Consider the following 10129-nt stretch of genomic DNA (forward strand, 5'->3'; position numbering starts at 1 on the left):
AAGCTCTGTCCCTGGATCCCCCTCCCGATCCTCCGTTGCAGATCCTCGCCGTCCGGCCTGGCATTCATCTTTCCAACGGACATTCCCAATGCAGACGATCGGTAACGTGTGGTTGTGGGGCGGCTTCGCAGCGGTGGTGGTCATCGCCCTGCTGGTCGACCTCGTATTGATGCGCCATGGTGGGCCGCACAAGGTCACCTTCAAGGAGGCCCTGTGGTGGTCCATCGGCTGGGTTGCGCTGGCCCTGCTGTTCAATGCGGGCCTCTGGTACTACCTGAATGAGACCGCCGGCCAGGTGGTGGCCAACAAGGTCGGCCTCGAGTTCCTGACCGGCTACCTGGTCGAGAAGGCGCTGGCGGTCGACAACATCTTTGTGTTCCTGATGATCATGAGCTACTTCGCGGTGCCGGAGGAGCAGCGCCAGAAGGTGCTGATCATCGGCATCCTGGGTGCGATCGTGCTGCGTACGATCATGATCTTCGCCGGCAGCGTGCTGATCAGCCAGTTCCATTGGCTGCTCTACGTGTTCGGCGCCTTCCTGCTGTTCACCGGCTGGAAGATGTGGTTCGCCGCCGGCCAGGAGCCGGACCTGGAAACCAATCCCGCCCTGCGCTGGATGCGCAAGCACCTGCGCCTGCTGCCGGACTATGCCGGCAACGCACTGAGCGTGAAGCGCGACGGCGTGCGCTGGTTCACCCCGCTGTTCGCGGTGCTGATCCTGATCGCGGTCACCGACGTGATCTTCGCCGTGGACAGCATCCCGGCGATCTTCGCGATCACCACCGACCCGTTCATCGTGCTCACCTCCAACGTGTTCGCGGTGCTGGGCCTGCGCGCGATGTTCTTCCTGCTGGCCGGCATGGCCGACCGCTTCCACCTGCTGCCGTATGGCCTGGCGCTGGTGCTGGGCTTCATCGGCATCAAGATGATGATCATCGACCTGTTCAAGATCCCGACCCCGGTGTCGCTGGGCGTGGTCGCGGTGATCATCGCCGCCACCGTGGTACTGAGCCTGAAGTATCCGCCGAAGGAAGGCTCCGGCCACGCCTGATCATGGCCGGCCGGCGGGATTGTCCCGCCGGCCGCACCCACTCTCCCGTTGCGGTGGCCTTGGTTTCGCGCCAGTCACCGCCATTGCTGAGGTATGGACAACAACGCGCCCCTGCCCGCCGGCGACGTACCGGCCCCCCGCAATGACCGCTCGCGCATCCTGCGGGCGTTCAATGTCAGCCTGGCCGCCGTGCTGGTGCTGGTGGCCGTGTTCGCCCTGCAGGGCACCTTCGACTGGCGGCCCTGGGCGGTCGCGCCGCTGGAAGCCAAGGGCCTGCTTGGCCTGATCGGCGGCCCGATGCTGCATGCCTCGGTCGAGCACATCGCCGCCAACAGCATCGCGATCCTGATCCTCGGCACGCTGGCCGGCAGCGTCTACCCGAAAGCCACCGTGCGCGCCCTGCCCCTGCTGTGGCTGGGCTCGGGCATCGGTGCGTGGATGCTGGGCAATCCGGGCAGCGTGCACCTGGGCGCCAGCGGCGTGACCCACGGCCTGATGTTCCTGCTGGCCAGCCTGGGCCTGCTGCGCCGCGACCGCGCGGCCATCGCCACCGGCCTGATCGGCATGCTGTTCTACGGCGGCATGCTGATGACCATCCTGCCGCACGCCGATGGTGTGTCCTGGCAGTCGCACATGGGCGGCGCCTTCGCCGGCATCATTGCTGCGCTGCTGTTCCGCAACGCCGACCCGCTGCCGCCGCGCCCGCGCTACAGCTGGGAAGACGAAGAAGAAGACGTCGAACCGCTGGCCGACGACGAGCTGGAGCCGCCGTCACCGCAGCGCGTGCCGGTGCTGTGGCAGCCGCGCGAGGGCCAGGACTACGTGGTGATCCCGTTCCGCCGGCCGGACGAGCCGCGCGGCTGAAAATGCCCCGGTAGTGCCGGCCGCTGGCCGGCACCCTCATGAACCGGTAGTAGCCGACCTTGGTCGGCGCGGTTGTTGTGCGCCAACCAAGGTTGGCACCTACCAGAGTCCGTCAGTTCGCCGCATTCCCTGCCGCGCCCATCCCATCCACCGCCTGCCGGCCCAGTGCCGGGTCATCGGTGAAGAAGGCATCGATGCCGATAGCCAGATAGGCACGCATCTCGGCAATCGAACCCTCGGCATTGCGCGCGTTGTCGGCGCCCTTGCGCAGGTTGCTGGCCTGGAAGTGGTTCTCCGGACGGAAGGTGTACGGAATCACCATCAGGCCCACAGCATGTGCGTCCTGTACCAGCGTGGTCGGAGTGCTCAGCGCGCCCTTGGCGTCCAGCGGAATGATCGAGCGCAGTTCCGGGCCGATGCTGTCGGCGTAGCTGGCAATGTCCTTCAGTCCTGCCGGCGTCATCATCTGCGCGTAGGTCAGCGTGCCACCGGCCTTGGCGATGTCGGCCGGCTGGGTGTCGCCCTTCCACAGCAGTTGCAGCAGGCGGATGTTGCTGCCGCGCGGGATCTTGCCGCGCAGGTAGCGCAGGTTGGCGGTCTCGAACGACTGGATGGTGACCGGGCCGACGTTGGTATAGGCATTGCCACGCAGCGCGGTCAGGAGCTTGTCTTCCATCGGCAGGCCGATCGACTGGAAGTAGGTCGGGTGCTTGATCTCCGGCACCAGGCCGATGCCACGGTTGGCACGCCCGGCCTGCTGGACAAGGAATGCGAGGATCTCGTCCAGGCTGGCGATGCGGAACTGGCCATCGTAGGCGGTGCTGCGCAGTTCCGGCAGGCGCTCACGCGCGTACAGCGTCTTCAGCTCGGCCAGGGTGAAGTCTTCGGTGAACCAGCCATCGACCTTCTGCCCGTCGATGACCTTGCTGGTGCGGCGGCTGGCGAATTCCGGATGCGAGGCGACATCGGTGGTGCCACTGATCTCGTTCTCGTGGCGGGCCACCATCACTCCGTCCCTGGTCATCACCAGGTCCGGCTCGATGTAGTCGGCGCCATCGGCGATGGCCTGCGCATAGGCCGCCAGGGTGTGCTCGGGCAGCAGTGCGCTTGCCCCGCGGTGGCCATAGACCGACACCTTGTGCGCGGCCGGGGTGGAGGATTCAGCACTCATGGCCACCGATGGTGCCACGGCCAGCGACAACAGCAACGCACAACCCCACGACTTCACTGCGACTTCCCCAAGCGGTATGTGATGGGCGTCAGTATGCGGCGGCAATGTGACAGGTGGGGGACCTGGGGTCGGATCCCCGCAGGGGCTCCGACCCATGTATCTGGTAGTCGCCGACCTTGGTCGGCGCTCTGCCAGCGGGCGTCGATGACCCGGACGCCCTGTGCCAACCAAGGTTGGCACCTACCAGAGCTCCGCCTTACTTGCCGATGCAGAAACTGGAGAAGATCCTCCCCAGCAGGTCATCGGCACTCATCTGCCCGGTGATCTCACCCAGCGCGTCATGCGCCAGCCGTAGTTCCTCGGCGGCCAGCTCCAGGTGCTCGTGCGCCAGCTCGCCGTCGGCGCGCTGCGCGTGCTCCTGCGCACGCTCGATTGCATCCACATGCCGCGTGCGCGCGGAAAACTCGCCATCCACCTGCTCCCCTGCCCCGGCCGAAGCAATCGAACGCAGACGCGCATGCAGATCGTCGAGCCCGGCGCCGGTGGCGGCCGAAACGAACACCCGATCCGGATCGTCCAGTGTCGGCAGCGCCGTCAGCAGGTCTGACTTGTTGTGGATGTAGACCTTGTGCGGCACCGCCGCCACGGCATCGCCCAGCGCCGCTTTGCCGGCCGCTGGATCGCGCGCATCCAGCACGATCAGCGCCAGGTCCGTACGCTCGATTTCCACATGCGCGCGGCGCATGCCTTCGCGTTCGATGGCGTCGCCGCCGTCGCGCAGGCCGGCGGTGTCGACCAGGGTCAGCTCCAAGCCGTCCAGGCGGATGGTCTCGCGCAGGGTGTCGCGGGTGGTGCCGGCGATGTCGGTGACGATGGCGCGTTCGCTGCCGGCCAGCGCATTGAGCAATGAACTCTTGCCGGCATTCGGCGGCCCGATCAGCACCGCATGCAGGCCATCGCGCAGGCGGCGGCCGCGCTCGGCATCCCGCCGCAGCAGGGCAAGATCGCCGCGCGCCTGCTCCAGGCCACGCCGCACCTGTGCCCCACCAAGCGTATCCAGCGGTTCGTCGGCGAAGTCGATCGCTGCTTCCACATGGATGCGCAGCAGCACCAACTGCTCGACCACCGCGTCGATGCGGCGCGAGAACACACCATCCAGCGAACGGCGTGCAGCGCGCGCGGCACGGTTGTCGCCCGCGGCGATCAGGTCGGCGATGGCCTCGGCCTGGGCCAGGTCCAGCTTGCCGTTGAGGAACGCCCGTTCGCTGAACTCACCCGGCCGCGCCTGGCGCGCACCGAGCGCGATGCAGCGCGCGACCAGCTGCTGCAGCAGCACCGGGCTGCCATGGCCCTGCAGTTCCACCACCTCTTCGCCGGTGAAGCTGTTCGGTGCCGGGAACCACAGCACGATGCCATCGTCGATGACCTCGCCGTCGGCATCACGCAGGCGCGCGTAGTGCGCGTGGCGCGGGCGCAGTGCAGGTGCACCCAGCGCATTGGCAATCGCTGCGGCACGCGGGCCGGACAGGCGCAGCAGGCCAACACCACCCGCGCCGGGCGCACTGGCGATGGCCACGATGGTGTCGGTGCGGATCGCGTCGTTCATGGCTCAGAGTTTCTCCAGCTGCGCACGTGCCTGGGCCGCGCCGCTGCCCTGCGGCTGCAGGGCCAGGTAGGTGGTGTAGGCCTGTTTGGCCTTGGCCTTGTCGCCGGCGTTGAAGTAGGCGTCGCCCAGGTTGAGATAGGCCACGGCGCGCGAGGGGTCGATCTTCAGTGTGTTCTCCAGCCAGCGCGCCGCTTCGGCATAGCGCTGCTGGCGGTAGTAGACGAAGCCGAGGTTGTTGGCGGCCTGGGCGAAGTCCGGGCGCAGCTTCAGCGCCTCGGTGAACTGGGCTACCGCTTCGTCGTACTGCTTCTCGCGGTACAGCTGCAGGCCACGGTCATTGGCCTGCTGCGCGCGCTGGCGGTCGGACGCCGGGCCGGCGGTGGGCACCACCAGCTTGGCCTTGCCGCCCTGCAGGTCGGCCACGGTCACCGGCGCCTGGCTGCCCTTTGCTTCGCTGGCAGCATCAACCTTGTTGTTCAGCGCGATCGCATCGGCGGTCAGCTGGCGCGTATCGGCGTTGAGGAATTCCTGGCTGTCCGGCACCTGGAACACGAACTCGCCGCCCTGCGAACCGGGCAGGCTGCCGAAGGCCGGGGTCTGGTGCGAGACCGCCGAGACCGCCGGCGCCACGTAGGCGGCCAGTTCGGTACCGGTGATCAGGCCATCGCCGTTGAGGTCGCCCTTGCCGGCCAATGCCTGCAGCAGCACCCAGGTGAACACCGAGTGGCCGTTCGGGCCGGCGTCGGCCACCTGCTGGTCGGCACCACCGGCGGTCAGCATCTGCCGCGCGCTGCGTCGCGCGTTCTCGCGCAGGAACGACGACGACGAGGGACCGCCACGGGTCAGGCCCAGGCCGCTGTAGCAGGCATCCATCACGAACATCACATGCTTGGCCTGCATGCTTTCGGCGATGTTCTGGATGTCGGTCATCGCGATCGCGTCGGTGGCGAATTCCTTCGGATCCGAATCGACCGGAATGATGTAGCCGAGGTCGCGCCCGGAGGCGAGCTGGCGGGTCGCGCCATGACCGGCGAAGAACACGAACACGCGATCGTTCTTGCCGGTGCGGTCGTCGGCCAGGCGGTCGTGGAAGGCGGCCAGGATGTTGTTGCGGGTGGCCTGCTCGTTCTTCAGCACGATCACCTGCGAGGACGGGAAGCCGAACTGCCCGGTCAAGGTATCGGCCACTGCCTGAGCATCATGGCTGGCGTATTCCAGCTTCGGCCACTTGGCGTAGTTGTCGATGCCGACCACGATCGCCCACGACTTCTCGTAGCCGGTGGTGACGGTGGCGGCACCGGCGTCGCCCTTTCGCGCACGGGCGACGGTGAAGTCGCGGCCATTCCAGCCGGCGAACTGGTAGCCATCGGCGATCAGCCGGTCGAGGATCTGCGGCAGCGCCTTCACCGCACGATCGTGGATGTCGTGGAACAGGATGATGCCGCGCTGTTCCTTGTTCACCTGGTCGAGCACGCGCTGCACGATCGACTCCGGTACCGGGTCGGCCCAGTCCATCGAGTCGATGTTCCACATGATCGACTTCAGCCCGGCCTCGTTGAGCAGCTGCAGGCCTTCGGCGTTGCGCGCGCCGTACGGGAAGCGGAACAGCGGCGCGCGTTTGCTGTCCACGTCCTTCAGCAGCGTGTCGGTGTCGAGTACCTGCTGGCGCAGCGCATCACCGGTGGTGCGCGACAGCTGGGCATGGGTCAGGCTGTGGTTGCCCACAGCGTAGCCCTCCTCCATCAGGTTGCGGCTGATCTTCGCCATCGGGCCCAGGCTGACCTTCCCATCGGCCTCGACCTTGCCCAGGTTTCGGCCCACTTCGAAGAACACGCCCGGCACGTCGTAGCGCTTGAGGATGGCCACCACTTCATCGGTGTAGGCCTTGTGCGGGCCATCGTCGAAGGTCAGCACCACGGTCTTGGCCGGCAGGTCGCGGCCGAAGATCTCGCGGTCGCTGTCCTTCATCGACATCGGGTACGGCTCGATCACGCCATAGTCGCGCAGGATCGCTTCGCGGCTGTAGTCCTTGTGCAGGTGCGCGATGTAGTCGTCCCACTTCTCACGCTTCAACTCGATGGCGCGGGTGCGCTCGAAGCGGCTGAAGATGCGGGTCAGTTCCTGGTTGTAGTTGCGCTCGATCTCATCGAGCGCTTCCAGATCCTCACCGATGCGCTGGTGCAGCTTCACCGCTGGCAGCGAGGAATCGGTGCCGACCCGCTCATGCAGGTCACGCAGCACTTCACGGAAGGCCAGGCGGTCGGCGTCGAACAGTTCCGGCGCCGACTCGATGTAGTCCAGCACGGTGCCGAGGGTGGCGAAGCGCTGCGGACTGGAGCCGCGCAGCAGCGTGTCGAACTGCGCGGCGATGGCCCTGCGCTGTTCCAGGCCATCGTGGAACAGCTGCTGGCCCACGCGCGTGGAGGTACCGCGGTCGGCAGCCGACTGCTGTTCCTCGTCGGCCAGCAGCACGATGATGCGGCGGTAGCCGTCGAGCTGCTTCTGCAGCGCGGCCAGCAACGGTGCAGCGGCAGGATCGGCGGCGGCCGCGGCCTGCGCGCTGGGCTGGGTGACCGTGGTCGCCGGCGCCTTCGCGTCCTTGTCGCCACAGCCGGCAACGACCAGGGTCAACAACAGCGACGGCAGGAACAGGCGGAACGACGACGCACGCGGCATGGCGGACTCGATGGATGGAGGAACGGTGTGCCGGCGATTCTAACGCCGCATGCGAAAAGCCCGCCTTGCGGCGGGCTTCTGCGGGTCGGTCGGGGCTCAATGGCAGTCGACCAAGGTCGACTCTACGAAGCCGGCGACCTGCCGGTCGGATTACTTCTTTTTGACCGGGGCCGGGGCGGTGGTGGCCGGGACTGGCTCGCCGCCATGGCGCTTGGTCATCCACCACTGCTGCAGCAGGCCCAGGCCGCCGTTGACCACCCAGTACAGAACCAGGCCGGACGGCATGAAGGCCATCATGACGCCGAACACCAGCGGCATGAACTGCATCATCTTCTGCTGCATCGGGTCCATGCCCGGTGCCGGGGTCAGCTTCTGCGTGAACCACATCACCGCCACGTTGATCACCGGCAGGATGAAGTACGGGTCGCGTGCGGTCAGGTCCTGGATCCAGCCGAACCAGGGCGCCTGGCGCAGTTCGACCGATTCCACCAGCACCCAGTACAGGGCGAAGAAGATCGGCATCTGGATGAGGATCGGCAGGCAGCCGCCCATCGGATTGATCTTTTCCTTCTTGTACAGCTCCATCATCGCGGTCTGGAACTTCTGGCGGTCATCGCCATAGCGTTCCTTCAGCTGCGCGATGCGCGGCTGGAAACGACGCATCTTGGCGCCGCTCTTGTACTGGGTCGCCGACAGCGGGTACAGCACCAGCTTCAGCAGCACCACCAGGCCGACGATCGCCCAGCCCCAGTTGCCGACCAGCTTGTGCACCTGGTTCAGCACCCAGAACAGGCCCTGGCCGATCACCGCCATCATCGAGAAGCGGCTGTAGTCGACCACGCGGTCCAGGCCCGGCACGTCTTCCTTGGCGATCAGGTTGACCAGCTTCGGGCCGACCCACAGGCGGGCTTCGGTGCTGGTGGACTGACCCGGGGCCACAGTGAAGGCCGGACCACGCGCTTCGATCAGGTCACGACCGGCCACCTGCGACAGCACGTAGTGCGCGGTCTGGTCCTTCTGCGGGATCCAGGCGGTGAAGAAGTGGTGCTGCAGCATCGCCAGCCAGCCGCCGGTGATGTTCTGGTTCAGCGTGCCGTCTTCCAGGTAGTCCTTGAACGCACGACGCTGGTACTTCTTGTCGTTGTCGTACCAGGTGGCACCGTTGAAGCTGAAGGAATCGGGGTTGGTCATGCTCCGCGACAGGATGGTCGGGGTGCGGTCCAGGGTGCGGTAGACGTAGCCGTTCCACGGCGCGGCGCCGGCGTTGCTGACTTCATCCTTGAAGCGCACGGCATACTCGTTGCGCGAGACGGTCAGCGTGCGCTTGATGGTCACGCCGTTGTCGGCGGTCCACACGAACGGGATCTGCAGCTCGTTCTGGCCCTTGGCCAGCACGAAGTCCTTGGTGTCACCCACCAGCTTGAAGCCGTCAGCGCCGGGGACCGGGGTGTTCTTGTCTTCGCTCGCCCAGCCACTGATCGCGCTGTACGGGTGCGCGGGGTCTTCGGTCAGCAGGCGGACCGGCGGGCTGCCTTCGTCCTTGGTCTGCGGGAACTGCAGCAGCTCGGCATCAAGCACGCGGCCGCCGTCGAGCACCAGGCGCAGCACGTCGGTGGTGACGGTCACGCGCTGGCTGGCCGGGGTAGCGCTGGCCTGGGCCTGTGCGGCGGCCTGGCCGGGGGCGCCCGGCACCTGGGCGCTGGGGATGGCGCCGGGGTTCGCGCCCGGAACACTCTGTGCGGCGGCCGGGGCCGACGTGGTGGTTGGTGCCGGGGTCGGAGCAGCCTTTTCACGGCTCCACTCCATCCACAGCAGCACGGCCACCATCAGCCAGGCAAAAATGAGGAATACGCGGGTCTGGTTCATCAGCGGACAGGCTCGGCGGGGCCGGGACGCGATGCCGGCTCGGTCAAAGAAGGAGTTGCGATGCCATCAGGCGGCGGCATTGTGCCGTCCACGCCCGGCGTGGGCAATGCACGCAGGCGACGCAGCAGGCGCAGGAAGGCCTGGCGGATTTCGTCGTTGCTGGCGGAACGCGCAGCACTACGAGCCACGACGACAAAGTCGCCTGGCTGGATGTCGGTACGTGTCTGACGCAGGATGTCGCGCAGGACGCGCTTGATCCGGTTACGCCCGACGGCGTTCGGATCAACCTTGCGGGAAACCGCCAGACCCAGCCTGGCCTGCCGGTCAGCCGGCAGCCAGTGCAGGGTCATCAGCGGATCGGACACACGGCGGGCGCCGTTGAAGACCGTTGAGTATTCGGCACGCGTGCGAACCCGCGCAGAGCGAGGGAATCGCTTGCGCGGGTCTGCAGTATTCACTGTCGAAGGGATTGCGTCTGCCGCGATGTGCGGCATGGCAATCAGGCGCTCAGGACTTTGCGGCCCTTGGCGCGGCGACGCGACAGGATCTTGCGGCCGTCAGCGGTCTTCATACGGGCACGGAAGCCGTGGTCGCGCTTACGCTTGAGGTTGCTGGGCTGGTAGGTGCGCTTCGTGGCCATTGGGGGCCTCTCGTATGAATGGGACGGAAAGAACCGGAAATTCTAGAGAGGTACCCCGCCCCAAGTCAACCCTTGGCAGCTACGCGAATTCACCGGGCTGTGCAATAGCTGTGGATGTTTTTGTGAATAAGTAGGGGACAAGCATTCCGAAGGCGGGCGCTCGGTGGTAGTCTGAGCCATCCATTTCCCCCCTTTCCGGCCTGTGTTTGGGCGCCTTGTCGCGTCCATGCCCCGGCCACCGGACGATTATTGCTG

The 10129-nt window shown here is 66.6% G+C and carries 8 protein-coding genes; 2 read left to right on the forward strand and 6 right to left on the reverse strand.

Translation table 11 applies throughout. From position 1 onward, the window contains the following. Nucleotides 1–88 precede the first annotated feature (88 nt). Nucleotides 89–1051 carry a TerC family protein gene (locus ACSYS9_RS24245; protein WP_005411722.1) on the forward strand — a complete coding sequence of 321 codons (963 nt, stop codon included), beginning with the start codon at nucleotides 89–91 and terminating at the stop codon, nucleotides 1049–1051. 93 nt (nucleotides 1052–1144) lie between these two features. Next, a complete protein-coding gene (locus ACSYS9_RS24250; protein WP_071228672.1) occupies nucleotides 1145–1915 on the forward strand; it encodes a rhomboid family intramembrane serine protease in 771 nt (256 codons plus the stop codon). A 112-nt stretch (nucleotides 1916–2027) separates the two neighbouring features. Here the strand turns inward: ACSYS9_RS24250 and ACSYS9_RS24255 are convergent, their stop codons facing one another. From ACSYS9_RS24255 to rpmH, 6 genes are all read right to left on the reverse strand, one after another. Next, complete coding sequence (locus ACSYS9_RS24255; RefSeq protein ID WP_071228671.1) at nucleotides 2028–3143, reverse strand: glycerophosphodiester phosphodiesterase; 1116 nt, start codon at nucleotides 3141–3143, stop codon at nucleotides 2028–2030. Nucleotides 3144–3342: 199 nt separating this feature from the next. Then, the gene (gene mnmE, locus ACSYS9_RS24260; RefSeq protein WP_071228670.1) at nucleotides 3343–4692 is read right to left on the reverse strand and encodes a tRNA uridine-5-carboxymethylaminomethyl(34) synthesis GTPase MnmE; all 1350 of its coding nucleotides are present in this window, start codon (nucleotides 4690–4692) and stop codon (nucleotides 3343–3345) included. 3 nt (nucleotides 4693–4695) lie between these two features. Then, on the reverse strand, nucleotides 4696–7368 hold the full coding sequence (locus ACSYS9_RS24265; RefSeq protein WP_071228669.1) for a polysaccharide deacetylase family protein: 2673 nt from the start codon (nucleotides 7366–7368) through the stop codon (nucleotides 4696–4698). A 150-nt stretch (nucleotides 7369–7518) separates the two neighbouring features. Next, entirely contained in the window at nucleotides 7519–9234 is a 1716-nt protein-coding gene (yidC, locus tag ACSYS9_RS24270) for a membrane protein insertase YidC (protein WP_005414969.1), read from the reverse strand. After that, on the reverse strand, nucleotides 9234–9728 hold the full coding sequence (gene rnpA, locus ACSYS9_RS24275; protein WP_081352321.1) for a ribonuclease P protein component: 495 nt from the start codon (nucleotides 9726–9728) through the stop codon (nucleotides 9234–9236). The genes yidC and rnpA overlap by 1 nt, the downstream gene beginning before the upstream one ends. A gap of 5 nt (nucleotides 9729–9733) precedes the next feature. Next, a complete protein-coding gene (rpmH, locus tag ACSYS9_RS24280) occupies nucleotides 9734–9874 on the reverse strand; it encodes a 50S ribosomal protein L34 (RefSeq protein ID WP_005411729.1) in 141 nt (46 codons plus the stop codon). Between the last annotated feature and the right edge of the window lie 255 nt (nucleotides 9875–10129).

Origin of the sequence: Stenotrophomonas sp. STK17_22 (assembly GCF_051983905.1) — a bacterium.
GTDB lineage: Bacteria > Pseudomonadota > Gammaproteobacteria > Xanthomonadales > Xanthomonadaceae > Stenotrophomonas > Stenotrophomonas maltophilia_A.